This is a genomic window from Streptomyces sp. NPDC048191 (assembly GCF_040652655.1).
Classification (GTDB): domain Bacteria; phylum Actinomycetota; class Actinomycetes; order Streptomycetales; family Streptomycetaceae; genus Streptomyces.
The window spans coordinates 175,999-200,064 of sequence record NZ_JBEZMO010000017.1; the positions used below are offsets into that span (position 1 = coordinate 175,999).

Annotated in this window: 24 protein-coding genes; 8 read left to right on the forward strand and 16 right to left on the reverse strand. The window is 71.5% G+C overall.

What is annotated here, in order from left to right; translation table 11 throughout:
- On the forward strand, positions 1 to 1,401 hold the full coding sequence (locus AB0D93_RS26515) for a HEAT repeat domain-containing protein (protein WP_362123847.1): 1,401 nt from the start codon (positions 1 to 3) through the stop codon (positions 1,399 to 1,401).
- A 30-nt stretch (positions 1,402 to 1,431) separates the two neighbouring features.
- On the opposite strand, the gene AB0D93_RS26520 is transcribed toward AB0D93_RS26515, so the two are convergent.
- The gene (locus AB0D93_RS26520; protein ID WP_362123850.1) at positions 1,432 to 2,382 is read right to left on the reverse strand and encodes a YafY family protein; all 951 of its coding nucleotides are present in this window, start codon (positions 2,380 to 2,382) and stop codon (positions 1,432 to 1,434) included.
- Between the two features lie 72 nt (positions 2,383 to 2,454).
- Here AB0D93_RS26520 and AB0D93_RS26525 point away from each other — a divergent pair, with 72 nt between their 5' ends.
- Positions 2,455 to 2,841: a VOC family protein gene (locus tag AB0D93_RS26525; protein WP_362123853.1), complete on the forward strand. Its 387-nt coding sequence runs from the start codon at positions 2,455 to 2,457 to the stop codon at positions 2,839 to 2,841.
- Positions 2,842 to 2,862: 21 nt separating this feature from the next.
- Here the strand turns inward: AB0D93_RS26525 and AB0D93_RS26530 are convergent, their stop codons facing one another.
- Positions 2,863 to 4,017 (reverse strand): hypothetical protein, encoded by a 1,155-nt coding sequence (locus tag AB0D93_RS26530; RefSeq protein WP_362123856.1) that lies wholly within the window; start codon positions 4,015 to 4,017, stop codon positions 2,863 to 2,865.
- A gap of 142 nt (positions 4,018 to 4,159) precedes the next feature.
- Between AB0D93_RS26530 and AB0D93_RS26535 the strand changes: the two genes are divergently transcribed.
- Complete coding sequence (locus AB0D93_RS26535; protein WP_362123859.1) at positions 4,160 to 4,981, forward strand: DUF4253 domain-containing protein; 822 nt, start codon at positions 4,160 to 4,162, stop codon at positions 4,979 to 4,981.
- A 13-nt stretch (positions 4,982 to 4,994) separates the two neighbouring features.
- Here AB0D93_RS26535 and AB0D93_RS26540 read toward each other — a convergent pair whose 3' ends face one another.
- Complete coding sequence (locus AB0D93_RS26540) at positions 4,995 to 6,263, reverse strand: PLP-dependent aminotransferase family protein (RefSeq protein WP_362123863.1); 1,269 nt, start codon at positions 6,261 to 6,263, stop codon at positions 4,995 to 4,997.
- 82 nt (positions 6,264 to 6,345) lie between these two features.
- Positions 6,346 to 7,659, reverse strand: a complete 1,314-nt coding sequence (locus tag AB0D93_RS26545; protein ID WP_362123865.1) for a helix-turn-helix domain-containing protein — start codon at positions 7,657 to 7,659, stop codon at positions 6,346 to 6,348.
- Between the two features lie 183 nt (positions 7,660 to 7,842).
- On the opposite strand from AB0D93_RS26545, the gene AB0D93_RS26550 reads away from it, so the two are divergent.
- Entirely contained in the window at positions 7,843 to 8,574 is a 732-nt protein-coding gene (locus AB0D93_RS26550) for a DUF4232 domain-containing protein (protein ID WP_362123868.1), read from the forward strand.
- 15 nt (positions 8,575 to 8,589) lie between these two features.
- Here AB0D93_RS26550 and hemB read toward each other — a convergent pair whose 3' ends face one another.
- A complete protein-coding gene (gene hemB, locus AB0D93_RS26555) occupies positions 8,590 to 9,582 on the reverse strand; it encodes a porphobilinogen synthase (RefSeq protein ID WP_362123870.1) in 993 nt (330 codons plus the stop codon).
- A gap of 230 nt (positions 9,583 to 9,812) precedes the next feature.
- Between hemB and AB0D93_RS26560 the strand changes: the two genes are divergently transcribed.
- On the forward strand, positions 9,813 to 10,805 hold the full coding sequence (locus AB0D93_RS26560) for a phospholipase D-like domain-containing protein (RefSeq protein WP_362123873.1): 993 nt from the start codon (positions 9,813 to 9,815) through the stop codon (positions 10,803 to 10,805).
- 21 nt (positions 10,806 to 10,826) lie between these two features.
- On the opposite strand, the gene AB0D93_RS26565 is transcribed toward AB0D93_RS26560, so the two are convergent.
- The 5 genes from AB0D93_RS26565 to AB0D93_RS26585 form a co-directional block, all read right to left on the reverse strand.
- A complete protein-coding gene (locus tag AB0D93_RS26565; protein WP_362123875.1) occupies positions 10,827 to 11,603 on the reverse strand; it encodes a hypothetical protein in 777 nt (258 codons plus the stop codon).
- Positions 11,604 to 11,636: 33 nt separating this feature from the next.
- Complete coding sequence (locus tag AB0D93_RS26570) at positions 11,637 to 12,386, reverse strand: hypothetical protein (protein WP_362123878.1); 750 nt, start codon at positions 12,384 to 12,386, stop codon at positions 11,637 to 11,639.
- 13 nt (positions 12,387 to 12,399) lie between these two features.
- A complete protein-coding gene (locus AB0D93_RS26575; protein WP_362123881.1) occupies positions 12,400 to 13,284 on the reverse strand; it encodes a DNA-processing protein DprA in 885 nt (294 codons plus the stop codon).
- Between the two features lie 71 nt (positions 13,285 to 13,355).
- The gene (locus tag AB0D93_RS26580; RefSeq protein ID WP_362123884.1) at positions 13,356 to 14,315 is read right to left on the reverse strand and encodes a helix-turn-helix domain-containing protein; all 960 of its coding nucleotides are present in this window, start codon (positions 14,313 to 14,315) and stop codon (positions 13,356 to 13,358) included.
- A gap of 266 nt (positions 14,316 to 14,581) precedes the next feature.
- Positions 14,582 to 15,019, reverse strand: coding sequence for an ATP-binding protein (locus tag AB0D93_RS26585; protein ID WP_362123887.1), 438 nt, complete (start codon positions 15,017 to 15,019; stop codon positions 14,582 to 14,584).
- 127 nt (positions 15,020 to 15,146) lie between these two features.
- Between AB0D93_RS26585 and AB0D93_RS26590 the strand changes: the two genes are divergently transcribed.
- Both AB0D93_RS26590 and AB0D93_RS26595 read left to right on the forward strand, forming a co-directional pair.
- Positions 15,147 to 15,977 carry a helix-turn-helix transcriptional regulator gene (locus AB0D93_RS26590; protein ID WP_362123890.1) on the forward strand — a complete coding sequence of 277 codons (831 nt, stop codon included), beginning with the start codon at positions 15,147 to 15,149 and terminating at the stop codon, positions 15,975 to 15,977.
- Entirely contained in the window at positions 15,974 to 16,150 is a 177-nt protein-coding gene (locus AB0D93_RS26595) for a DUF397 domain-containing protein (RefSeq protein ID WP_362123893.1), read from the forward strand. The genes AB0D93_RS26590 and AB0D93_RS26595 overlap by 4 nt, the downstream gene beginning before the upstream one ends.
- Here AB0D93_RS26595 and AB0D93_RS26600 read toward each other — a convergent pair.
- The 6 genes from AB0D93_RS26600 to AB0D93_RS26625 all read right to left on the reverse strand — a co-directional run bounded on the left by AB0D93_RS26600 (position 16,101) and on the right by AB0D93_RS26625 (position 22,794).
- On the reverse strand, positions 16,101 to 17,042 hold the full coding sequence (locus tag AB0D93_RS26600; protein WP_362123896.1) for a hypothetical protein: 942 nt from the start codon (positions 17,040 to 17,042) through the stop codon (positions 16,101 to 16,103). The two genes, AB0D93_RS26595 and AB0D93_RS26600, sit on opposite strands and share 50 nt — an antisense overlap.
- Positions 17,043 to 17,123: 81 nt before the next feature.
- Positions 17,124 to 18,836 carry a bifunctional uroporphyrinogen-III C-methyltransferase/uroporphyrinogen-III synthase gene (locus tag AB0D93_RS26605; RefSeq protein ID WP_362123899.1) on the reverse strand — a complete coding sequence of 571 codons (1,713 nt, stop codon included), beginning with the start codon at positions 18,834 to 18,836 and terminating at the stop codon, positions 17,124 to 17,126.
- On the reverse strand, positions 18,833 to 19,792 hold the full coding sequence (gene hemC / locus AB0D93_RS26610; protein WP_362123902.1) for a hydroxymethylbilane synthase: 960 nt from the start codon (positions 19,790 to 19,792) through the stop codon (positions 18,833 to 18,835). The genes AB0D93_RS26605 and hemC overlap by 4 nt, the downstream gene beginning before the upstream one ends.
- Complete coding sequence (locus AB0D93_RS26615) at positions 19,789 to 21,465, reverse strand: glutamyl-tRNA reductase (protein WP_362123905.1); 1,677 nt, start codon at positions 21,463 to 21,465, stop codon at positions 19,789 to 19,791. Before AB0D93_RS26615 ends, hemC begins: the two co-directional genes overlap by 4 nt.
- Positions 21,462 to 22,223 carry a redox-sensing transcriptional repressor Rex gene (locus AB0D93_RS26620; RefSeq protein WP_362123908.1) on the reverse strand — a complete coding sequence of 254 codons (762 nt, stop codon included), beginning with the start codon at positions 22,221 to 22,223 and terminating at the stop codon, positions 21,462 to 21,464. Before AB0D93_RS26620 ends, AB0D93_RS26615 begins: the two co-directional genes overlap by 4 nt.
- 280 nt (positions 22,224 to 22,503) lie before the next feature.
- Positions 22,504 to 22,794 (reverse strand): glutaredoxin family protein, encoded by a 291-nt coding sequence (locus AB0D93_RS26625; RefSeq protein WP_362123911.1) that lies wholly within the window; start codon positions 22,792 to 22,794, stop codon positions 22,504 to 22,506.
- A 96-nt stretch (positions 22,795 to 22,890) separates the two neighbouring features.
- Between AB0D93_RS26625 and AB0D93_RS26630 the strand changes: the two genes are divergently transcribed.
- Positions 22,891 to 23,820, forward strand: a complete 930-nt coding sequence (locus tag AB0D93_RS26630) for an HAD-IB family hydrolase (RefSeq protein ID WP_362123914.1) — start codon at positions 22,891 to 22,893, stop codon at positions 23,818 to 23,820.
- The last annotated feature ends 246 nt before the right edge of the window (positions 23,821 to 24,066 follow it).

Below are 24,066 nucleotides of genomic sequence, written 5' to 3' on the forward strand. Positions count from 1 at the left end.
GTGAACAATCCGCGCCCTCTCCCCAAGCTGTCGATCCCCGACACCATAGTGGGCCCCTGGAAGCCTCGCGTCTGGGAGCAGACCGCGACGGAGGTGATCAAGGCCCTCGCCGACCCGGACCAACGGGAGGCAGCTCGGGAGAGATTGGCCGCGTGCGGCCCCGCGGTGGCCCCGCCCCTGATCGAAGAGCTGTTGGACACGGCATCACCTGTGCCCGCGTGGGAGATAGAGATGGTGCTGTCCAAGCGGATCGGGCCGGCTGCCTACGACGAGGTACTGGCGGCTCTGGCCACGGCGTCGGATGAGGAGTCGCGACGCCGCCTGAGCGCCACGTTCTCGGCGTTCGGTACGGTCGACCGCTACAAGGAGGCGCTGGGCCACCCCTCTGCGTCCGTACGTAAGTCGGCCGCCATCGGCATCCAGTACGCCTGCTCGGTGGACTACGGCAGGGAGCCGAATCCCGACGTGGACTACGGCCGTGTGATCGACGCGCTGATTCCGCTGCTCGCCGACCCGGACCCCGGCGTGGCCCAGCGGGCGATGTGGGTGCTGAGCATGCTGGGCCCGGGTGTCGTCGAACCCCTGCGCCGCGTGCGCCGTCATGGACCAGGACGGCTCAGGGCAGGCGCGCTGTCCGTGCTCGCCGCAGTCGGCGGCGAGGAGGCCCTGTCGGCGGCCGACCGCGCCGCCGTTGAGCGGCTCATCCGCATCAAGTTGCCGCACGACCAGGCCCGGCCCCTGGACACCTGCTTCACGTCCTGGTTCGCCGTTCCCGGCGGCGACCAGCAAGGAGTCGTGGACGTGCTCGACCTCTACGACGCGAGACCGGCCACCTTCGCGCTGGGCCTCAGCATCGGGGCTCACGACAGCCACGACGGTGCCGAATACGGCAGGGTCTACGTCACCCCGGAAGTCGACGGCTGGACGCTGGTGCTCGGCCCGTGGTGCAACCCCGTCGACCCGGAGCGCGCCGAGGACGTGTTGCGCGTCGTCACGGAACTGAGCCGGCGCTACGGCAGGGCCCAGGCGTACTACTTCGGTGAGCAGGGCGGTGGTTCGGGCTGGCTCGTCGCGGAGGACGGGAACGTCATACGTCGTTGCAGCGGCTCCTGGGACACGGACGACGCGCGGTACAGCCTGGGCGAACCCCTGCCGGAGGAGCGCGCCGCCTGCGTCGAGGAAGGCATCACGCCGCCGGGCGACGACCCCGCCGACGACGGAGAGAACGAGGAGGAGTGGGCGGACCTCGCCCCGTACCTCGCGCCGGAGCTGGCAGGCCGATTGGGCGTGAATCCCTTCGACCTCGGCCCGGACACCACGGTGTGGGGAGCCGGGATCGTGGCTCTCACGCCGTACGCGCGGGAGCACGGGAAACCGGCTACCGGCGCTTACGCCATCTGACCTCGGCTAGACGAGGGACGCGCCCACATCCTAAGCGTTCGCGTCCGCCACCTCCCGGGCCCGGCGTGCCAACGCCTGGCGTACCGACTCCGGTTCGAGGACCCGTAGGGGCGTCGCCAGGCCGAGGAGGTAGCGGGCCAGGCCGTCCGGGTCGGGGCCGCCGATGTCGACCAGGGTGGCGTCGGGGCCGTCGGGGCGGTGTGTGCCGACGGTTGGGGGGATGAGTCGCAGGGCTTCCTTCAGGGGAAAAGGGAGGCGGATGGTCGCCGAGAGCGGGTAGGGGCCGTTCGCGATGTTGCGGGAGACCAGGTGCGCGGGGTCCGGTGGGTCGGTGAGGTCCGCCGGCTGTCCGGTGGGCTGGAAGCGGTCGATACGGTCGGCGCGGAAGGTGCGCCACTGGTCCCGGGCCACGTCGCGCGCGACGACGTACCAGCGCCGGGCGGCATGAACGAGTCGGTAGGGGTCCACGTCCCGGACCGTGGTCCTGCCCTCCCCGTCGGTGTACGACAGCCGGGCGCGCTCGCCACCCCGGCATGCCACAGCCAGTTCCAGCAGCAGGCCCGGTCGCATCTTCGGCCCGTCGGTCCCGGGCAGGCGTACGAAGGCGTCGTCCAGCTCGCCGAGACGGTCCGCGATGTGCCGGGGGAGCACCTGCCGCAACTTCAGCAGCGCCGACAGGGCCGCCTGGTCGCCGCCGAGCGCGTCGCTCAGCGCGGCCTCGCGCAGCCCGACCGCCACGGCCAGCGCCTCCTCGTCGTCCAGGATCAGCGGCGGCACGCGGGATCCGGCACGGAGGCGGTAACCGCCCCAGGGGCCGGCCTCCGAGTCGACGGAGTAGCCGAGGTCCCGGAGCCTGGCCACGTCCCTGCGGACCGTACGGTCCGTGACCTCCATGCGCTCGGCCAGCTCGGCACAGGTCCAGGAGGGGCGGGAGGACAGCAGGGACAGCAGTCTTAGCAGGCGGGCGGACGAGCTGAGCACGACGGGAAGTCTGGCACACGCCCCGCACAACCAGGACCGGAGCTGTCCTGGTCATGTCCTAGCGTCCTCCCCATGACCACGGAGACCTCTTCCACGCCCGCGTTCCGCTACGCCGCCGTCACCTTCGACTGCGCCGACCCCAAGGAAATGGCCGACTTCTACAGCGAGTTGCTCGGCATGTCCGTCCTCTTCTCCACCGACGACTTCGTCTTCCTCGGCAAGGAGGGCTCGACCGGCCTCGGCTTCAACCGGCTCGCCGACTACCGCCCGCCCACCTGGCCGGACCCCGCCCAGGAGAAGCAGGCGCACATCGAGCTGGGCGTGGACGACCTGGACCTTGCCGAGAAGCGCGTGCTCGACCTGGGCGCCACCAAGCCGGAGTTCCAGCCGGGCGGGGAACGGTGGCGGGTGCTGCTGGACCCGGCCGGGCACCCGTTCTGCATCACGACGCTGGTGTAGGGCCCGGACCTTCCCGCCGGATCACTGGTCGACGAGGCTCCCCCGAAGCGCCTCACGCCGTGACCGCCGGCCCCCGCGGGTGCCTCGCGGTGCCCGCTGGGGCCACAGCAGGACGTACGCCGCCGAGCCGACGCAGAACGCCAGGCGGAGCAAACCCCGGGTGGAGTCCGACGGGACCAGCAGGGCGCCGCCGTAGAGGGAGATGAGGGCGATCCAGCTGACCCACGGGACCAGGCGGCGCTGGCCGATCGAGTCCCAGATCAACGTGCCCAGGAGAACCGAGGCGTTGTAGTACGTGTACACGCTGGGGTCCAGCAGGATGCGGGCGTCGGCGGCCAGGAAGACCACCGCCGGCCAGCGGCCCCGTCGTACCGCCAGGGCGCCGAGACCCATGCCGAGCGCCATCTGGGCCGGGCGGTCCCACCAGGGGGTCGCTGGGTCGTCCACCCCGAACCAGCGCAGCGAGGAGGCCGGCTGGTTGGGGATCGTGAAGCGGGCGGCGTGCAGGGTCTCCAGGTGGGTCAGGTAGAAGGGGAGCCAGGCGACCGCCACCAGGGCGACGACCCAGGTCGCCGAGCGCAGCCGGGCCGGGCGGGGCAGGGCCAGCAGCAGCGGGAGGAAGCCGACCGCCCAGGGTTTGGAGTCGACCGCCAGGGCCAGGAACACGCCCACCGCCGTCGCGTTGCCGCGGACCAGTGCGCGCACCGCGAGCGTGGTGAAGAACAGGGCCAGCACGTCGTCGAGGTGGGCGAAGCGGACGGAGACCTCGACCCACATGGGGATGAAGGCCGCCCCGGCGATCAGCACGCGTTGCTGGAGACGTCTGTGGTTGACGCCCGTGCCGAGGTAGTGGTCGGCCGCCGCCCGGCCGACCAGGACGAGCATGTACAGGCCGACGCCGGACATGAACGCGTCGGCCAGTTTCTCACCCAGGTCGGGAGGGAAGGGCGCGAAGAGCCCGGCGACCAGGAAGCTGACGGGGCCTATCTGCAGCTCGGGGTGGTTGGCGTAGAGGGCGAGACCGCCGCCGGAGGCCTGGCCGAAGAGCAGTTGCTCGCCCTGGCGCAGATAGTGCCAGGACACGGCCGCGTGGCGTTCGGCCACGACGAACCACCCGGCCGTCCACAGCGTGAGCAGCACGATGTGCCACCGCACCGGGTAGCGCCCGATCCGCACGTTCCTCCGTCCTTCCCGTCACACCGCTCACCGCGTCCCCGCCCATCACAACACCACCCGGTAAGAGAAGCTGCGGGGGGTTTGGGTTCCTGGGGAGGGCTGGTCAACGGCGTTGTCAGTGGCGGGCTTTACAGTCACGGGTATGGCGACTCTTCCCAATCCGCTGCCCAGGCTGGCCACCGACCCCAGCGGCCGTTCCCTCGGGCTTCAACTGCCGCCCGGCAGGCTGGTCGACCTGACCGACGACGGGCCCTGGCACGAACCGCTGCTGTGGCACGCGGAGAAGCCGGCCGCGCCGGGCACGTGGAAGGCGCTCGGCCATCCGGCGGCCCGGGCCGGTCTGCTGCCCGTGCTCCTCGACGTCGGTGGCTCGGTGGCCGGTCTGGACGACTGGGTGCTGCTGCCCGGCGAGACGTCGTACCCGGGCGATCACGACGCCGAGGACGTCCTTGCGGAGTACTGGGAGGAGGAGACGGAGGACGGCGAGATCGCGGAGGAGATCGAGCCGTTCGGGGCCGAGTGGCCCGGCCTCGCGCCCGCCCCCGCCGCGCTCTCCGCCGATCCGGACACCCGCGCCGCCCAGGTCGCGGACGCGCTGGTGCGCGATCCGGAGTCGGAGATCGAGCGTGCGCACCTCGCCCTGGTCCCGGCCCGCCGGTCCGCCGACATACCGGCGGCGATCGGCTGGACCGGCCCGGTGAACTACGAGGGTGACGTGGCCCGGATGTGCGCGGTGCTGCGCTCCTGGGAGGACCGCTTCGGGATACGGGTCGTGGCCCTCGGCCTGGGCACCCTCGTCGTCTCCGTGGCGGCTCCGCCGGCCACCCAGGAGGACGCCGAGGCCGTGGCCGCGGAGCACTTCGCGTTCTGCCCGGACAACGTGCTCCAGGGCGACCGGGACACCCTCCGCACGTACGCGAAGGACCTGGTCGGGGCGTCCACCTGGACCTTCTGGTGGGACTGACCCCGGCGGGGTCTCAGTCCCGCAGCGCCCGCCCCAGCCTGCGCAGCCCCTCCACGATCTCCTCCGGCGTCTGGGTCACGAAGCACAGGCGGAGGGTGGAGGGCTCGGGGGCGTCGGCGTAGAAGGGCGCGCCGGGGACGTAGGCGACGTGCTGTTCGACCGCTCGGGGCAGCAGGGCGAGGGTGTCGTACGTCTCGGGCAGCCGCACCCACAGGAACATGCCGCCCTCGGGCCGGCTCCACCGCGAACCGGCCGGGAGCGCGGCCGGCAGGTCCGCGAGCATGGCGTCCCGGCGTTCGCCGTACACGGCCCGCACCCGTTCCACATGGGTGTCCAGGACGTCGAGGTAGCGGGCGGCGGCGAGCTGGTTGAGCGTCGGGGTATGCAGGTCCGCCGCCTGCTTGGCGACCGCGCACGCCCGGCGCAGTTCCGCGGGCGCGCGCAGCCAGCCGAGGCGCAGGCCGGGGGCCATGACCTTGGAGAAGGAGCCGAGCAGGACGGTGCGGTCCTCGGCACCGGGGAGGGAGGCGATCCAGGGGACGTGCTCGCCGTCGTAGCGGAGCTCGCCGTAGGGGTCGTCCTCGACGATCCACACGCCTTCGCGGGCGGCCACGGCGGCGAGGGCCGTGCGGCGCTGCGCGGGCATGGTGCGGCCGGTGGGGTTCTGGAAGGTGGGGACCAGGTAGAGCAGCTTGGGGCGCTCGCGGCGGATCGCCTCCTCCAGGGCCACCGGATCCACACCGTCCTCGTCCCCCGGCACGGCCACCACGCGCGCCCCCGCGAGGCCGAAGACCTGAAGTGCCGCCAGGTAGCAGGGGTTTTCCACCAGGACCGTGTCGCCGGGTTCGAGCAGGGCCGTCGCCAGGAGAGACAGGGCCTGCTGGGAGCCGGTGGTGACGAGCTGTTCGTCGGGGGTGGTGGGCAGCCCCCGGGTGGTGACGCGCGCGGCCAGGGCGGCCCGGAGCGTGGGCTCGCCCTCGGTCGTGGAGTACTGCAGCGCCTGCGCCGGGGTCCGCGCCAGGGCGTCCTGGAAGGCGGCCGCGATGCCGTCCCGGTCGAAGAGCTCGGGTGCCGGGAGGCCGCCCGCGAAGTTGATCACCTCGGGGCGCGCGGTGACCGCGAGGATGTCCCGCACGGGCGAGCCACCCACGGTACGGACACGTGGGGCGAGCGGCGGGAGGGGGGCACGGGCCGGGACCGGGGCCGGCCCGGTGACGGCGTGGGCAGGCGCGGCGACGGTCGGGGCGGCGTGTCTCGGGGCGACGGACTCGGCGGTGCTCATGGCGCGCTCTCCTTCGGCTCGGGGAGCCGTCAGGCTAGACAAGTGCGTGCCGTCTACACCGGTAATTCCGCGATCCGGACGCTCAGTCGGCGTCCGTCGCCGGCTGCCACTTCTCGCCGCCCAACGGGAAGGCGTACGCGGGCCGGCTGTTGTTGCCACTGGTGCGGAACGGGCGGCCGTGGTCGTCGATCCGCAGTGTCCCGTGGCGCGTCCCGCTGGACCACGCCAGTTCCAGGTACCAGCTGACGTCGTACGCGGAGGCGTCGCCCGTGATGTGGAATTCCTCGGGGTCCGACCGGCTCACCTTGAACGGGAAACCGGGCTGCCCGGCCGCCGGCACGACCCCGGGCCGCAGGGCGTCCAGGGCGACCGTGAAGGACCGGGTCGGCACGCCGCCGCCGCAGCCCACGCCCGGATAGCCCATGGCGTAGTCGTTCCAGGCGAGCGGCGCCCACCGGCCCGCCGTGCGCACGGTCAGCCCCTCCAGTACGACGGTGTCCGAGCCGGTGCCCTGCACGGTGAACGTGACGTACTGCTCGCCCGCCGACACGGCCTTGTGCACGGCCACCCAGGCGGGCGCGTCCTGCTCCAGCGGAGGCGGGGAGACGTCCGCCGGGGCGCGGTCGATCAGGTAGTGCTGGCTGCAGGGGTCGGGCCAGGCGTAGGGGTGGGTGGTGATCGCGAGGGGAGGGGTGGCGGAGGGGACGGTGTCACCGCCGTCGGGCGTACGGCCGGTGTGCGGCGCGCCGGGACTGTCCGCGGGCGGCGCACCGGAGGCCCGGGACGGGGAGCGGGACGGGCCGGCCGAGCCGGCGGGGGCCGTCGGGTACGGGGCGCCTGCCGTCGGCTCCTGGTCCCGTGCCCGCGTACCGGCGACCGTGGGGGTACCGCTCTTGGGGCTCGGGGACAGGTTCAGGGCGAGGCCCACGCCGCCGAGGACGGCGGTGACGGTGAGGGCGGCGAGGAGGACGGTACGGGCACGGCGGCGAGGCCGGTCGTACGGCACCGGGGCCCGGGCGGGCGCTGGGGCCTGCGCTTCACCGGGCGCCGCAGCCTCCGCTTCACCGGGCGCCCGTGGCTCCTCCTCGGCGTCTTCCACGGCGGGAGGCGCCGGTACCGCGGCGGCCGCCGCCGGCTCCTTCCGCCCCCGCCCGGCGTCCGCCAGCACCCACCTGCGGTGCAGTTCCACGAGTTCCTCGGGCGTGGCCCCGCACAGCCGGGCCAGGCGTTCCACCGGGGCGTAGTCGGTCGGTACGGCATCCCCGTTGCAGTAGCGGTGCAGCGTCGACGTACTCATGTGGAGCCGCTTGGCGAGTGTGCCGTAGCTGTGCCCGGAGCGGTTCTTCAGCTCCCGCAGAAGGTCCGCGAAACCGCTCTCCCTGGTGCCGTCCGCCACCGTTCCTCCGCCCCCGTGTCCCCTCCCGGCGTTCCAGGGAGGGACTGTTCCCGCAGGTCATCTGCTGTGCCGCCGTTCCAGCGTCCCGGATCTCCCGCTGCATGTGGCCGCCGGGACGAAGCGCCGCACAGGCTATGGGTCATCCAAACACGCCAACGGGCCCATCCCGAAAGAGGACTTGCCATGCGTATGCGCCACATCCGTCTGCTCGCCGCCACCGGCACCGCACTCGCCGCGCTCGCGCTCACCGCGTGCGGCGACGGGACCGGGACGAAGGACGAGGGCGCGGCACACCCGGCGCCGTCCGCGGCCACGACGGCCCCGGGACAGAGCTCCGGCGACCGGGCGACGAGCGGCGCGTCCGCGGCCCGTACCCACACGCCCACCGGCAGGCCGACCACCCGGACCGGCACCGGCACCGGCACCCGTGCCGGCACCGGTACCGGATCGGGTCATGGCGCCGGAACCGGGACGGGCACCGCCGGTTCGGTCGTGCTGTGCAACGGCGCGAACACCACCGTCACCGCCCGGCCCGTCACCCGCCCCCTGAACCACATGCTGATCACCGTGAAGAACACCGGCACCAGGACCTGCCTGCTGCCGTACTACCCGGTCCTGCGCTTCGACGAGATGCAGTGGGCGCCGCAGGGGGACAAGGCCACCCAGCCGCAGGCCGTGACGACCCTGGCGCCCGGCGAGTCGGGGTACGCGGGCGTGCTGCTGTCGGCCGCCGACGGCAGCGGTGAGGCCGGAGCCACCGGCCACCGGCTGACCGTGATGTTCCAGGGCCGGACCCCGAACAGCGACGGTGGCCCCGCCGCGACCCCCGCCCTGCCGGCGAAGGGCGTCTACTACGACAGCTCGCTGAAGGTTACGTACTGGCAGCAGAACGCGGACGACGCCCTCGACTGGTGAGCCCGCCGGGCGCGGTCAGCGCAGTTTCTGTGCCGCCTCGGTCGCCCAGTAGGTGAGGATGTTCCGCGCCCCGGCCCGCTTGATGCCGGTCAGGGTCTCGAAGATGGCCCGGTCGCGGTCGATCCAGCCCTTCTCGGCGGCGGCCTCGATCATCGAGTACTCGCCGGAGATCTGGTAGGCGGCGACGGGCACGTCCACCGCGTCCGCGACCCGGGCGAGGATGTCGAGGTACGGTCCGGCCGGCTTGACCATGACCATGTCCGCGCCCTCGGCCAGGTCCAGCTCCAACTCGCGCAGGGACTCGCGCCAGTTGGCCGGGTCCTGCTGGTAGGTCTTCCGGTCGCCCTGCAGCGACGACGCCACGGCCTCGCGGAAGGGGCCGTAGAAGGCGGAGGAGTACTTGGCGGTGTACGCGAGGATCGCCACGTCCTCGCGGCCGATCTGGTCGAGCGCGTCGCGGATGACGCCGATCTGACCGTCCATCATCCCGCTCGGGCCGACCACGTGGGCACCGGCGTCGGCCTGCACCTGGGCCATCTCGGCGTACCGCTCCAGGGTCGCGTCGTTGTCGACACGGCCCTCGGCGTCCAGGACCCCGCAGTGCCCGTGGTCGGTGAACTCGTCGAGGCACAGGTCGGACATGACGAGCAGGTCGTCGCCGACCTCGGCCCGCACGTCCCGGAGGGCGACCTGCAGGATTCCGTCCGGGTCGGTGCCGGCCGTGCCCTGCGCGTCCTTGTTGGCCTCCTCCGGCACGCCGAACAGCATGATCCCGGAGATCCCGGCCTCCACGGCCTCCAGCGCGGCCTTCTTCAGACTGTCGCGGGTGTGCTGGACGACACCGGGCATGGCGGCGATCGGCACCGGCTCGCTCACGCCCTCCCGGACGAACGCCGGGAGGATGAAGTCGGCCGGGTGCAGACGGGTCTCGGCGACCATCCGGCGCATGACGGGCGAGGTCCGCAGCCGCCGGGGACGCGTTCCGGGAAACGATCCGTACTTCGTCATGCCTTCTACGCTACGCCCGCCCGGCCCCCGCCTTTGCCGACGCCGTGTCGGCCCGGCGGCCGGTCCACAGTGAGCCCACAGACAGCCCATTCACGGGCATAGCGGCGCCGCCATACGAAGACTTTGCGCTCCCCTGGGCATCCCTGGATCCTCCGGCCTCCCCAGCGTTCTACGCGCGTGGTGACATGCACGCGCCACCCCCTCCCCGTGCGCTCACCTAGGAGTCACGCATGCTGCGGAAGGTCCTCACCCGCGCCGCCGTCGCCCTGACCGCCGGCACCGCAATCGTCGCCACGGCCGTACCCGCGAACGCCGCGAGCTACTCCGCGTTCGCCTTCTCCCAGACCGGCAGCCAGCCCACGATCTACGACTTCGTCAACTCGGCCACCAGCACGCTCGACATGACGATGTACGAGCTGGAGGACACCACGGCCGTGAACGACCTCATAGCCCTGAAGAACAAGGGCGTCACGGTCCGCGTCATCCTCGACCGCCAGCACCAGAGCGCCAACAACGCGGCGTACACGTCCCTGAAGAACGCGGGCGTGGGCGTGGTCTGGTCCTCCTCCGCCTACGTCTACACGCACCAGAAGACGATCACGGTGGACGGTGTGAAGTCCCTGGTCATGACAGGGAACCTGACCTCGCAGTACTACACGACCAGCCGCGACTACGGCGTGTTCACCGACGACACCCGCGACGTCGCCGCCATCGAGAAGGTCTTCAACGCCGACTACACGGCGACGTCGATCACCCCGACGGACGGCGACCACCTGCTCTGGTCCCCCACCGACTCCCGCAACCGCCTCGTGTCCTTCGTCAACTCCGCGACCAAGTCCCTGGACGTGGAGGAACTGGAGTTCAGCGACAGCACTGTGGTCAACGCGATCGTCGCCCGCGCCAAGGCCGGCGTGAAGGTCCGCGTCGTCCTGGAGAACCCCTCCAGCTACTCCAGCGAGGTCTCCGCGATCAAGGCAGCCGGCGGCACGGTCGTCGGCTACTCCGACCCCAACGGCTTCTACATCCACGCCAAGGCGATGGTCGCCGACTACGGCCTGTCCACCCAGGAGGTCGAGGCCGGCTCCATGAACATCAGCAGCAACTCCCTCAGCAACAACCGCGAACTGGGCATCATCCTCACCGGCACGGGCGTGGCCCAGCCGGTGGCCCAGACGATCGAGACGACGTTCAACAGCGATTACGCGGGGGGTACGGGGGCCTGACCGGCGTGTGCGGCAGGCGGATCATCCTTCGCCGAACTCCGTGAGCACACGGTCGGCGAGCTGGCCCCGGTCGCTGTCACGCGGCATACGGGAGCGGAACTCCTCCAAACGGCGGACCACGCCGAGCGGAACGTGCTCCGCTCCCGTCTCCTCCACGCCTCTGCCGACCGCCCGCAATCCCCAGTATTGGTTGAAGGCGAGCGGTTCGACGGTCACTGCCTCGACCAGCGTGCCGAGTAGCTCCGGTTCGGGCACCGCGTACAGGCGCGCGTAGGCCGCGAGCCGCAGCCCGGCGTCCTGCGAGCCCAGCAACGCCTCTGCGTCGAAATCGCGCACTCGCTGAGTTGCCCGTACCAGGCGGGCGAAGATCTGATCCATCCGGTGGGTCCGCGCTGGACCGCTGCGCAGCTCGTCGCGTACCTTCACGTACTCGGCCGCAAGTTCCCGGACCGCGTCCGACGCGGCTGTGTCGTCCACGGCACCGACGCCCGGCTCATCACCGACGAGAGCCGCGTTCGCTGTCCGCTGGGCCGCCTCCAGCCGACGCTGCATATCCTGGAACTCAATCCTCACCAGGCCCGGCACGTCGATACTGCGCACCAGATCCCCGAGCCACGGCACCGCCGCCACCGCGAGCAGCGCGACCGTGACACCGTCGATCTTCAGCCCAGGTGCCAGGACATGCAACACAGCGGCCGCAACCCCGAAGCATGTCAGCGCCACTGCCGCGGCACGCTGCCGTAGCCAGCGGGCTGCACCATCACGTCGTCGAACTCCCCCACCCATGCCGGTCAGCATCGCAGAGACGAGAGCACGCCGAAGGCGGTTCGGTCAGGCGTGGTCCCAGGGACGCAACGGGCAGGCGTCCCAGGAGAAGCGGCGTAATCGCGCCTGCGCGACGTGCTCGGCCGTGTTGCTGTAGTCGATGTTGAGGTGGCGGCCGAGAACCACGATGGCCACGCTGCCGGCCCCGGCCGCTTTCAGCGCGGCCGTCGCGGACTGCGCATGGTTGCCGGTGGTCCAGGTGTCGTCGATGAGCAGGACGTTCTCACCCTGGAGCGCCGCTGACGCATAGCGCCTGGAAGAGGCCACCCGGCCCAGGTAGGCCGCCTCCGGTGTCGGCGCGAGCAGGTGGCGATGGCGGTCCCGGGTGACCCCGGCCATTTCGGCGACCATCGCACGCAAGGGGTGATCCGCACGTCCGCTGGTGCTGGGCACCGTGGTCACGATGTCGAAGGAGGGCACTAAGCAGTGAGTTCTGATGCACTCCTCGTGCGCAGTGAGAAAGCGCCATAGAACGGCTGCCAGCCCCATACGGAAGTACTGCTGTTGAGGGCCCGCTGCGTTCTTGTAGCGCCAGAGCTCGTTGGCATACTGCTCGCCCTTGAGGGCCAGGCTGACAGGCACCACGGCGTCAGCCACTCCCGCGCCAAGAAGCTTGGCGGCCTCGTTGCACCGCAGACAGGTTCGGTACCCGACCGTGGCGGGACCTCGGCAGACCCGACACACACCAGGGCCGGGCAGCAGCGGGTGGACCAGGAAGTTGGCATAGCGGGCGGACAGCCCGACGACGGTTGCCACGCTGGTCCGCCGGTCAGGTCCAGGTCAGCTCGCCCGTGGTGGGGACGAGGGAGTCGAGGTGGCGGAAGACGTCCTCCGGACCGTCAATGACAGTCGTGTTGGGCCTGGTGGCGTACTCCCTGGCCCATTCGTGAGTCATCAGAGAGCGCATGAGGAACACTCGACGGCCGTGCTCCAACGCGAGTCGCGCCTGCATCCGAGCGCCGCTGCGGTAGGCGGCCTCGATCACGACGGTGGCCAGGCTGTAACCGCTCATCACCGCGTTACGCAGGGGGAAGGAAGTCTTCGAGGGAGGAGCATCGGGCCAGAACTGGGAAATCAGCAGCCCCTTCTCGGCGATTTCCTCCTGGAGCCGCGCATTCTGGGCCGGGTAGACATGACGCAGCCCGGTTCCGATCACCGCGACGGTTCGGCCGCCGGCGGCCAAGGCGCTGCCATGCGCGGCGGTGTCGATGCCTGCGGCCAGCCCGCTGACGACGGTGACACCGCGCGCGGCGAGACCGCCCGCGATCGCACGGGCGTGGGCGACGCCCTCCGGAGTGGGCGTGCGGGTGCCGACGACAGCGACACGCAGGTCGTCGTCGGCCGTCGTCCCGCGAAGGAAAAGCAGAGGAGGACGCTGATGGACCAGCCTCAGGTAGAGCGGATAGTCAGGATCGAGGATCGTGACCAGCCGCATCCCCTCGCGCTCCCAGTCGGCGATCTCCGCCGTGACCTTCTCCAGATCGACAGAGGGCGCGGTGTCGAAGAGCGCCCCCTGTCCCGAGAGGTCGAGTGAGTTGTCGAGGACATCCCGGGCACTTCCGACCGTCTCCACCTGGTCGGTTACCTCGGACCAGGGCCGATCACCACGCCGCAGTAGCGCAACGAGGGCGGCTCGCTCCAACTCCTGGTCCATGGCGCAAGTATAGGAACGGCTTCCCCTGGCGCAGGCGGCTTGCGCAAGGCCCACGGGCCGGTGCAGCAGGTTCATGCGACGCACACGGCCTCGCTTGACACCGTCCGATCGACGCGGCATTCGCGGCACCGCCCGGGGTGAGCGGCGCGGAAGGCGCGTTCGCAGCCGTCGCAGGTCTGGAGGGGATCGGGCCTACGGGGGGCTCCAACCGTCCTTTCGCTGGGCGGCGAGTCTGTGGGACGGGCCGGGAGGGGTACCGGCAGCATCGCACGGAGCCGGTAGGCGAGCACACCGGCCGGGTGCGGCATGTCCTCAGGGAGATTGGCACTCAGCGTCCGATGAACGGCGGCCTCCGTGACCCCGACCGCGAACCAGGCGGCGACGGCGGGGGCGAGTCGGTCCACCTGCCGCTGGGAGAGGGCGAGGCGTTCGTCCGTGCGGCGCAGGCCCGCGAGGAGGGCAACAGCCCTGATCTGATGCCGGTCGTGGGAGCAGCGCTCCTTCGGCGCGGCTTCGGGTTCGGTCGCGTCCCGGTGGGACGCTTGGTCGTCCTCCTTGGGCGTTTCCGTTACGTCCGTGCCTGCCTCGGACCGGCGGTCACGGGTACCAATCGTTGGATCCTGAGGCCCGGCCACGCGCAGGGGCGCGACAGCGGTGACGTGATCCGGGACGGGGGCGTGATGGACGTACGTCCGCGTGACCAGGCGGCCCGAGTCCGTGTGCTCGCGGACCCGTTCCAGGTAGCCGTGCCTCTCCAGTTCGCGCAGCGCAGCCGCGATCCGGTCCCGCCCCTCGGGGAAGCGGTCCGCGAGGCTGCGGATGTCGACCGGGGTCCCCTCGGGCACCGACAGGATGTGGGTCGCGAGCCCGATGGCGGTCAGCGACAGCTCGCGGTGCTGGGCGAGGTGGTTGCCGACGACCACGTACTGGCCGGACTGGTACGTACGTACGTGAGTGACACCGGAGTGGGTGGTGGATCGCCGAACACCCGGAATCGGACGCAGGGCGGCGTTAGGCTTCTTCTCAGCCATGGGGAAGGGCTTTCTTCCTCGTTGGTCAGGCCCTCGCACTGGGATTGCCGTCCCGGCGGGGGCCGATGCATGTCTGGGGCTGTGGAGTCGTGACGGAGGCAATTGCCTCGGGGTGAGACTGCACGCCCGAGCCGCCGCCGCGCCAGCCAGACCGACCCGTTTCACCCGCGCGAGTGACCTACGCGAGGTTTGGTTTGGTTGGTTGGTTTTTTCCCCGGGTTCTTTGGTCTTTTACGGCCCGCAGCCCCGGCCGCGGCGTCACCGCATCACGCGTTTCCCGGCTCCGGTGCGAGGTCCAGTTCCACCCACACCGTCTTGCACGGCACCGGTCCGTGCCGCACGCCCCAGCGGTCCGCCAACTCCTCGACCAGCAGTAGGCCGTAGCCGGACTCGGCGGGTACGCCGGCTGCGGTCCGGCGGGCGGGCAGGTGATCGCCCCGGGTGTCGGTCACCTCGATACACAGACGTCGCGGAGCGGTGACCGAAAGCGCCAAGCGGAAGCTCCGTCCCGGAACCCGGCCGTGCAGCGCGGCGTTCGCGGTCAGCTCAGCGACGATCAGCCGGGCGGGGTCCAACGGCAGTCCCCAGGCGCGCAGTTGCTCGGTCGCCAGCAGCCGGCCGAGGCGGGCGCCGCGCCGGGTTGAGGAGAGCGGCACGCAGAACTGGCGCGCCGGGATGTGGAGGGTGGAGATTCGCTCGTTCACGTCACTCAGCGTGTCCAAGCGTGCTTAGCCTGTGAAGCACGGCGGCCCGTGCGGACGGGGGCTGTCCGTGTGGTGTCCGGGTGCGTCCGGGCCGTACGGGGTGAGTGGTGACGGAAGGACGGCGTGCGTGAGCGACTGGGATGCGGGGCTGGACGACGAGGCCGGGGCGGTGATGCGGACGGTCTCACGACAGCTGAAGCTGTGGCGGGAGACGGCCGGCCTCACCCAGGCCGAGTTCGGCGCGGCCATCGGGTACGGGGAGGAACTGGTCTCCTCGGTGGAGCGGGGACGGCGAATTCCACGGCCGGAGTACCTGGACGCGGCGGACGAAGCCCTGGGTGCGGGCGGCAGGGTCGCCGCGATGAAGAAGGACTTGGCGGAGGTCCGGTACCCGAAGAAGGTGCGGGACCTGAAGAAGCTGGAGGCGGATGCGGTCGAGCTGTGTGCCTACAACAACTCCGTCATCCATGGGTTGCTGCAGAGCGAGGAGTATGCGCGGGCGGTGCTCAGCGCCCGCCGTCCCCCTTTCACGACCGACCAGTTGGAGCAGCAGGTAGCGGCCCGCATGGCGCGGCAGGAGATCGTCAACGACACGACGGCCCGCCCTGTCTTCAGTTTTGTCCAGTGTGAGTCGACGCTTCGTCGGCCCGTCGGAGGCAAGATGGTGATGCGCACCCAACTCGAACGGCTGTTGGATGTCGCCGAGTTCCGCAACGTCGACCTCCAGGTGCTGCCCTTGGGTCGCGAGGAGAACTCGGGGCTCGACGGACCGTTCAGGTTGCTCAGGCTCAAGGACGGCAGCACGGTTGGCCACATCGAAGTGGTGCACATCAGTCGTGTGATCGCCGAGCCCAAAGAGGTGCAACTCCTCGACATCCAGTATGGAATCATCCGGGCGCAGGCTCTCAGCCCACGGGAGTCGATGGCCCTCATCGAGAAAGTGCTTGGAGAGACATGAAGCTGGAGTGGATAAAGAGCAGCTACAGCACGTCCAGCGGCCCCGACTGCGTCGAGGTGGCCACCGTCCCCGACCACATCCTCGTCCGCGACTCCAAGAACCCCACCGGCCCCCGTCTCGCCCTCACCCCCACCGCCTGGGCGAGCTTCCTGTCGTACGCATCGGGTCGCTGACACCCCACGCCGGGGTCACGCCCGCGAGCAGGCTACGCAGCGGCGCGGTGTCAGGTGTGTCGGCGACGGCCGCGTCGAGGGCGTCGTCCATGGACTTCTCCCACTCCTCGGGGAGGGCGATCCCGGGACACCCCGACCACGCGATGTCGGGGGCGGCCTGCCCGGCGTCGACGAGGCGCAGATGGACCATGCCCGCGAGCCCGTCGAAGACCTTGGGCCGGATGAAGTTGCGGGCGGACGCCCCGACCAGTCGCGCCGCCTGCGGAGGCTTGGGTATGCGGTCGGCCACCGCCATCCACAGCAGGCCCCGGTCGAAGGCGTCGAGCACCTCCTCCAGGCCGGGCAACGCGGTGCCCGCCTGTTCGTCGGGGTCCCGGGCCTCCGAGCGTAGCGCCCTGGCGACGGCAAGCCGCAGCGGCCGGGACCATCCCTCGGCGTCGGCGACCGCGCGGGCCATGACGAGGTCGTCCCAGCTCATGCGCCGCAGCCCGGCCGCCTCGTGCGGCAGCGTGCGCGCTTCCAGTTCGGCGAACACCTTGCCCGGCTCGCGCAGCAGGCCGAGTGCGGTCGGCGCGTCGGCGGGGTCGTCGGCCCGGTCGTCGGCGGGGAGTTCCTCGACCAGGGCGATCCGTTCGGCGGTCGGCGGGTGCGAGTCGTACCGGTGCGGCCTGGGCGGACGACGCCCGGCGGCGAGGGTGGCGAGGTCCTCTCCGGGCCGGGCGGCGAGCAGCCGCAGAAAGCCGCCGTGCACTTCGCCCACCGGTGGCAGGGCCCCCAGCGGCCTGCCCATCCCGGCGTACGTCTGCCAGTAGTGGGTGTGCGCGGCGTGGACGACGGGAAGGGCGCGCAGCGCGGCGACCGTCGCGTCACGGCCCGCGTGCCGGGCGGCCACCTGGTCGGCGGCACGTTCCAGGGCGACGCCCCGCCGTCCGTAGGGGACGGCGGGGCGCGCAAGGACCGCGAAGGGCCGTGACTACGTCGTGGACCGGCGCCTGCGCGCCCCCGGTCGCCGCTCGCTGGGCCGTGTCACCGGATCCCCGTTCTCCACCGCGGCGGCGCGCCGCTTCAGGCCGAAGTCCGCCAGCGCCTCCGCCAGCTTGTGGACCGACGGCTCCGGGGCCATGACGTCGACCCGCAGGCCGTGTTCCTCGGCCGTCTTGGCCGTCGCCGGGCCGATGCACGCGATCACCGTCACGTTGTGCGGCTTGCCCGCGATGCCCACCAGGTTGCGGACCGTGGACGAGGACGTGAAGAGGACCGCGTCGAAGCCGCCGCCCTTGATCGCCTCGCGGGTCTCCGCCGGCGGGGGCGAGGCGCGCACGGTGCGGTAGGCCGTGACGTCGTCGACCTCCCAGCCGAGCTCGATCAGGCCGGCGACCAACGTCTCCGTGGCGATGTCGGCACGCGGCAGGAACACGCGGTCGATCGGGTCGAAGACCGGGTCGTACGGCGGCCAGTCCTCGAGCAGGCCCGCGGCCGACTGCTCACCGCTCGGCACCAGGTCCGGCTTCACGCCGAACGCGACCAGCGCCCTCGCGGTCTGCTCGCCCACCGCAGCCACCTTGATACCCGCAAAAGCCCGAGCGTCAAGGCCGTACTCCTCGAACTTCTCCCGGACCGCCTTCACCGCGTTGACCGAGGTGAACGCGATCCACTCGTAGCGGCCGGTGACCAGGCCCTTGACCGCGCGCTCCATCTGCTGGGGCGTCCGCGGCGGTTCCACCGCGATCGTGGGGACCTCGTGCGGCACCGCGCCGTAGGACCGCAGCTGGTCGGAGAGCGACGCCGCCTGCTCCTTCGTGCGCGGCACGAGGACCTTCCAGCCGAACAGCGGCTTGGACTCGAACCACGACAGCTGGTCGCGCCGGGCGGCGGCGCTGCGCTCGCCGACCACGGCTATCACCGGCCGGCCGCCGTCCGGCGACGGCAGCACCTTCGCCTGCTTCAGGGTCTGCGCGATCGTGCCGAGCGTCGCCGTCCAGGTGCGCTGGCGGGTCGTCGTACCGGCGATCGTCACCGTCAGCGGGGTGTCCGGCTTGCGGCCGGCGGACACGAGCTCACCGGCCGCCGCCGCGACCGAGTCCAGCGTCGTCGAGACGACCACCGTGCCGTCGGACGCGCCCACTTCCGTCCAGCACCGGTCGGAGGCCGTACGGGCGTCCACGAACCGGACGTCCGCGCCCTCGGCGTCCCGCAGCGGCACACCGGCGTACGCGGGCACACCGACCGCCGCCGCGACGCCCGGGACCACCTCGAAGGGCACCCCGGCGGCGGCGCAGGCGAGCATTTCCTCGGCCGCGTACGTATCAAGTCCCGGGTCCCCGGACACCGCACGGACGACCCGCCTGCCGCCCCGCGCGGCCTCCATGACAAGATGAGCGGCATCCCGGGCAGCAGCCGGGACCGCGGCGGGTGTTGACGTGCCGTCAACGACCGTCAGCTGGGGCGTGCCCGTGCCCGGCGGCGAGACCGAAGAGGGGTCTGCGTCCGTCTGGACCACGGAGACGCCCTGTCGGGCGTGGGTCCGGATCACGTCGAGCACCTCGTGCTCGGCGACCAGGACGTCCGCGCTCGACAGCGCCTCCACGGCGCGCAGGGTCAGCAGTCCCGGATCTCCGGGTCCGGCACCGAGGAAGGTGACGTGCCCGTGTTCAGGACCGGCGGCAGGAAGGGCGGTGGGGCTCAATGTGCTCGCTCCCCCATCAGACCGGCCGCGCCCTGGGCGAGCATCTCGGTGGCGAGGTCGCGACCGAGTGCCAGCGCCTGGTCGTGCGTCTGGGGCACGGGACCGGTGGTGGACAGCTGCACCGTGCGGGTGCCGTCGGTCGTGCCGACGACGCCGCGCAGGCGCATTTCCTTGACAAACTGCCCGTCGGCCAGGAAGTCGGCCAGCGCGCCCACAGGGGCGCTGCAACCGGCCTCCAGGGCGGCGAGCAGTGACCGTTCGGCGGTCACGGCGGCCCGCGTGAACGGGTCGTCGAGTTCGCCGAGCGCCGCGATCAGGTCCGCGTTGCCCGCGGCACACTCGATCGCCAGGGCCCCCTGGCCGGGGGCGGGCAAAACCGTGTCGACCGACAGGAAGTCGGTCACCTCGTCGATCCGGCCCATCCGGTTCAGTCCGGCGGCGGCCAGCACGACGGCGTCGAGCTCACCCTCCTGGACGTACCGGATGCGGGTGTCCACGTTGCCGCGGATCGGGACCGTCTCTATGTCCAGGGCGTGCGCGCGGGCGTACGCGTTCAGCTGGGCCATGCGGCGCGGCGCGCCGGTGCCGATGCGCGCCCCGCGCGGCAGGTCGGTGAACTTCAGCGCGTCGCGGGCGACGATCACGTCCCGGGGGTCCTCGCGCACCGGTACGGCGGCCAGGACCAGCTCCTCGGGCTGTGCGGTCGGGAGGTCCTTCAGCGAATGAACCGCGAAGTCGACCTCGCCCTTGAGCAGCGCGTCGCGCAGCGCCGTGACGAACACGCCGGTGCCGCCGATCTGCGCGAGGGCCTCGCGGGAGACGTCGCCGTACGTGGTGATCTCGACCAGCTCGACGGGCCGCCCGGTCACCCGGCGGACGGCCTCCGCCACCTGCCCCGACTGGGCCATGGCGAGCTTGCTCCGCCTGGTCCCCAGTCTCAGTGCCTTGTCACTCATGCCGGTCGGTCCTTCTTGTCTGTGCTGTCCCCGGCCCGGGAGACGGAGGCGACCGTCTCGGGGTCGAGGTCGAACAGGGTGCGCAGCGCGTCCGCGTACCCGGCGCCGCCGGGCTCGGCCGCGAGCTGCTTCACCCGTACGGTCGGCGCGTGCAGCAGCTTGTCGACGACCCGGTGCACGGCCTGCCGGATCTCGCCGCGCTGGCGTTCGTCCAGGTCGGGCAGGCGGCCGTCGAGCCGCGCGATCTCACTGGCGACGACGTCGGCGGCCATGGTGCGCAGCGCGACCACGGTCGGCGTGATGTGTGCCGCCCGCTGTGCCGCGCCGAAGGCCGCGACCTCGTCGGAGACGATACGCCGGACCTGGTCCACGTCGGCCGCCATCGGCGCGTCCGCGGAGGCTTCCGCCAGCGACTCGATGTCCACCAGCCGCACCCCGGCCAGCCGGTGCACGGCCGCGTCGATGTCGCGGGGCATGGCCAGGTCGAGGAGGAAGAAGAAGGGCGCCGGGCGCTCGGCGGGCGGCTCCGGCTTGCGCCGCTCGGGGATCCGGCCCACCGTGGCGGCGGTCGCGGCGAGCGCGGTGATCAGCTCGGCGTCCGCCTCGGGGCTGCGGCGGCCGGGGCGGGCGGTCGTCTTGCCCGAGACCCAGGCCGCGTGCTGCTCCAGGGTGGCCGCGTCCATTCCGGCGACGGCGGCCTCGCCCATGAGGGAGAAACCGGGCTGTACGGCGGCCAGGTCCAGCGGGCAGTTCTCGTCGGCGCCGGCCGGCGGCAGCGGAGCCCTGGTGTGCGCCGCGGGAACGGCGGTGTCGGCGACGGCCGGCTGCCCGGTGCGGCCCTCGACGGCCTGCGCGACCTGTTCCGCCGTGAGCACCAGGCCCGTCGCCCCGGTACAGGAGACGACGACGTGGGCACGTGTCAGCTCGTCCGGTACGGCGTCCATCCGTACCGCGCGGGCGGTCACCGCGTTGTCGTCGGCCTCCGCCAGTATCTGCGCGAGCCGCTCGGCGCGCTCGAAGGTGCGGTTGGCGACGACGACCTCGGCGACCCCGGCCCGCGCCAGTGTCGCGGCCGCCAGCGAGGACATCGACCCGGCGCCGATGACCAGCGCCCTCTTGCCCCGGGCCCAGTCCTCCACGACCCCGCCGCCGGCCAGCTGCTCCAGGCCGAAGGTGACCAGGGACTGGCCGGCGCGGTCGATGCCGGTCTCGGAGTGGGCACGCTTGCCGACCCGCAGACCCTGCTGGAACAGGTCGTTCGTCAGCTTGCCGGCCGTGTGCAGCTCCTGCGCCCTGGCCAGCGAGTCCTTTATCTGCCCGAGGATCTGGCCCTCGCCGACGACCATCGAGTCCAGGCCGCAGGCCACCGAGAACAGGTGGTGGACGGCCCGGTCCTCGTAGTGGACGTACAGGTAGGGAGTCAGTTCCTCCAGGCCGACACCGCTGTGCTGGGCGAGCAGCGTGGAGAGCTCGGCGACACCGGCGTGGAACTTGTCCACGTCGGCGTACAGCTCGATGCGGTTGCAGGTCGCGAGCACCGCGGCCTCGGTGGCCGGCTCGGCGGCGACCGTGTCCTGCAGCAGCTTGGTCTGGGCGTCCGCGCTCAGCGCGGCCCGCTCCAGCACGCTGACCGGCGCGCTGCGGTGACTCAGCCCGACGACGAGGAGACTCATGCCGGCATCACGGCGGGTACGTCCCCGTCGGGCCCTTGGTCGCCGGAAGCGTCACGGGTGGCGGCGGGCAGCGCGCCGTCGCCCGCGGCGGTCTCCTCGCCGGCCTTGCGCTGCTCGTGGAAGGCGAGGATCTGGAGTTCGATCGAGAGGTCGACCTTGCGCACGTCGACGCCGTCCGGGACGGACAGCACGGTCGGCGCGAAGTTCAGGATGGAGGTCACTCCGGCGGCCACGAGCCGCTCGCAGACCTGCTGGGCGACACCGGCCGGGGTGGCGATCACGCCGATGGAGACCCCGTTGTCCTTGATGATCTTCTCGAGATCGTCGGTGTGCTGCACGGGAATGCCCGCGACCGGCTTGCCGGTGAGCGAGGGGTCGGCGTCGATGAGCGCGGCGACCCGGAAGCCGCGGGAGGCGAACCCGCCGTAGCCTGCGAGGGCGGCACCGAGGTTACCGATACCGACGATCACAACCGGCCAGTCCTGGGTCAGGCCGAGTTCACGGGAGATCTGGTAGACGAGATACTCCACGTCGTAGCCGACACCGCGCGTTCCGTACGAGCCCAGGTACGAGAAGTCCTTGCGCAGCTTCGCGGAGTTGACCCCCGCCGCGGCCGCCAGCTCCTCGGAGGAGACCGTGGGTACCGAGCGCTCCGACAGCGCGGTCAGGGCTCGGAGGTACAGCGGAAGCCTGGCGACGGTGGCCTCGGGAATCCCTCGGCTACGGGTCGCCGGTCGGTGTGTTCGGCCAGTTGCCACGGTGCTCCTGCGGGTAGAGCGGGGCTGCAGGCGGTCATACGTCCCCAGACCGCCCCGTCGACAGCAGGCTATGTCTTTGTGAACGCGTGCACAAAGATGGTGTCCGATTTGCCCGGCAGAAGTGACCGGGGTCACGCACCTTTCGCGCCCTCGACGGGAACCGGCGCATACGCACCGACGTTCCTTCGTTACTGGGGGCAAAACCGCACACTCTCCTCACGAATCCCGCCCCCGAGATCAGAACGCCGTCGATCCTAAGCGACTTTCCGGCCGGTTTGGACTAGTCGGTCAGTGCCCGGCGCAGCCGTTCCTCGTTCACGCGCCAGAAGGTGTGCTGTTCACCATCGATCAGTACGACCGGGATCTGCTCCCAGTACTGGTCGTGCAGGGCACGGTCCTCGGTGATGTCCTTCCGCTGCCAGGACACACCGAGCTCCCCGCAGACCTTCTCGATCACGACCTGTGCGTCGTCACAGAGATGGCAGCCGGGCTTGCGGATGAGGGTGACGAGCCGCTCACGAGGATCGACCTGGTCGGCCTTGCGCCGGAAAAGGGGACTCATACCGGCCATTGTCCCGCGCCCGTTTAACGGCCCGGTCGCGGAGAGTTCACACGCTTCCAACCTCTCGACTCCGGAAGCACCGAACAGACTGGCTATGCTCACGCCATGGCCGCTCTCGGATGGCTCACTCCCCGTAGGCGCTCCGCCACGGCGCGCAGCGTGTTGGCAGGCGAGGCCTCGGCGGAGGCTGCCCGCAAGTCCTCGCAGGAAGCCCTGGAGGCTCCGCAGGTCGCCGCCGAGGAACCGGAGTTCCCGGTCAGGGGCGACGAGAAGGCGGCCGCCTTCTTCGACCTCGACAACACCGTGATGCAGGGCGCCGCGCTGTTCCACTTCGGCCGGGGCCTGTACAAGCGCAAATTCTTCGAGACGCGCGATCTCGCGAGGTTCGCCTGGCAGCAGGCGTGGTTCCGGCTGGCCGGAGTCGAGGACCCCGAGCACATGCAGGACGCCCGCGACTCGGCGCTGTCGATCGTCAAGGGTCACCGGGTCGCCGAACTCGAGTCGATCGGCGAGGAGATCTACGACGAGTACATGGCCGACCGCATCTGGCCCGGCACCCGCGCCCTGGCCCAGGCCCACCTGGACGCCGGGCAGAAGGTCTGGCTGGTCACGGCGGCCCCGGTGGAGATCGCCCAGGTGATCGCCCGCCGGCTGGGACTCACCGGCGCGCTCGGCACGGTCGCGGAGTCGGTGGACGGTGTCTACACCGGCAAGCTGGTCGGCGAGCCGCTGCACGGTCCGGCGAAGGCGGAGGCGGTCCGCGCGCTGGCCGCGGCCGAGGGCCTCGACCTCTCCCGCTGCGCGGCCTACAGCGACAGCCACAACGACATCCCGATGCTGTCCCTGGTCGGCCACCCCTACGCCATCAACCCCGACGCCAAGCTCCGCAAACACGCCCGGGACAAGGACTGGCGCCTGCGGGACTACCGCACGGGCCGAAAGGCGGCCAAGGTGGGCATCCCCGCAGCGGCGGGCGTCGGCGCGGTCGCCGGCGGCACCGCGGCCGCCATCGCCCTGAGCCGACGCCGCCGGTAGTGACGGCGGTCCTGAGCCGACGCCGCCTGGTGGTTACGGCGGCCCTGAGCCGACGCCGCCGGTAGCCCGTAGCCGGCGCGGCCGGTCGCCGTGGGGCTCCACAGCGCCTCCGCCACGCCCGGCCCGTCCCCGCCGGGCACGCCCATACGGCGGAGCGGTGTGCCGACCTGGCCCCCTGCCCCTTCGGGGCACTGCTCCGCGCGCCCGGATTATGCCGCGGCCACTTCAACACGCCCCGTACCTCGC

What these genes read in the sequence shown, in the direction of transcription:
- AB0D93_RS26525 (WP_362123853.1), top strand. Translation starts at nt 2,455, where the DNA reads ATGACCACGGAGACCTCTTCCACGCCCGCGTTCCGCTACGCCGCCGTC.
- AB0D93_RS26535 (WP_362123859.1), top strand. Translation starts at nt 4,160, where the DNA reads ATGGCGACTCTTCCCAATCCGCTGCCCAGGCTGGCCACCGACCCCAGC.
- AB0D93_RS26540 (WP_362123863.1), bottom strand. Translation starts at nt 6,263, where the DNA reads ATGAGCACCGCCGAGTCCGTCGCCCCGAGACACGCCGCCCCGACCGTC.
- AB0D93_RS26550 (WP_362123868.1), top strand. Translation starts at nt 7,843, where the DNA reads ATGCGTATGCGCCACATCCGTCTGCTCGCCGCCACCGGCACCGCACTC.
- hemB (WP_362123870.1), bottom strand. Translation starts at nt 9,582, where the DNA reads ATGACGAAGTACGGATCGTTTCCCGGAACGCGTCCCCGGCGGCTGCGG.
- AB0D93_RS26560 (WP_362123873.1), top strand. Translation starts at nt 9,813, where the DNA reads ATGCTGCGGAAGGTCCTCACCCGCGCCGCCGTCGCCCTGACCGCCGGC.
- AB0D93_RS26565 (WP_362123875.1), bottom strand. Translation starts at nt 11,603, where the DNA reads ATGCTGACCGGCATGGGTGGGGGAGTTCGACGACGTGATGGTGCAGCC.
- AB0D93_RS26575 (WP_362123881.1), bottom strand. Translation starts at nt 13,284, where the DNA reads ATGGACCAGGAGTTGGAGCGAGCCGCCCTCGTTGCGCTACTGCGGCGT.
- AB0D93_RS26580 (WP_362123884.1), bottom strand. Translation starts at nt 14,315, where the DNA reads ATGGCTGAGAAGAAGCCTAACGCCGCCCTGCGTCCGATTCCGGGTGTT.
- AB0D93_RS26595 (WP_362123893.1), top strand. Translation starts at nt 15,974, where the DNA reads ATGAAGCTGGAGTGGATAAAGAGCAGCTACAGCACGTCCAGCGGCCCC.
- hemC (WP_362123902.1), bottom strand. Translation starts at nt 19,792, where the DNA reads ATGAGTGACAAGGCACTGAGACTGGGGACCAGGCGGAGCAAGCTCGCC.
- AB0D93_RS26615 (WP_362123905.1), bottom strand. Translation starts at nt 21,465, where the DNA reads ATGAGTCTCCTCGTCGTCGGGCTGAGTCACCGCAGCGCGCCGGTCAGC.
- AB0D93_RS26625 (WP_362123911.1), bottom strand. Translation starts at nt 22,794, where the DNA reads ATGGCCGGTATGAGTCCCCTTTTCCGGCGCAAGGCCGACCAGGTCGAT.
- AB0D93_RS26630 (WP_362123914.1), top strand. Translation starts at nt 22,891, where the DNA reads ATGGCCGCTCTCGGATGGCTCACTCCCCGTAGGCGCTCCGCCACGGCG.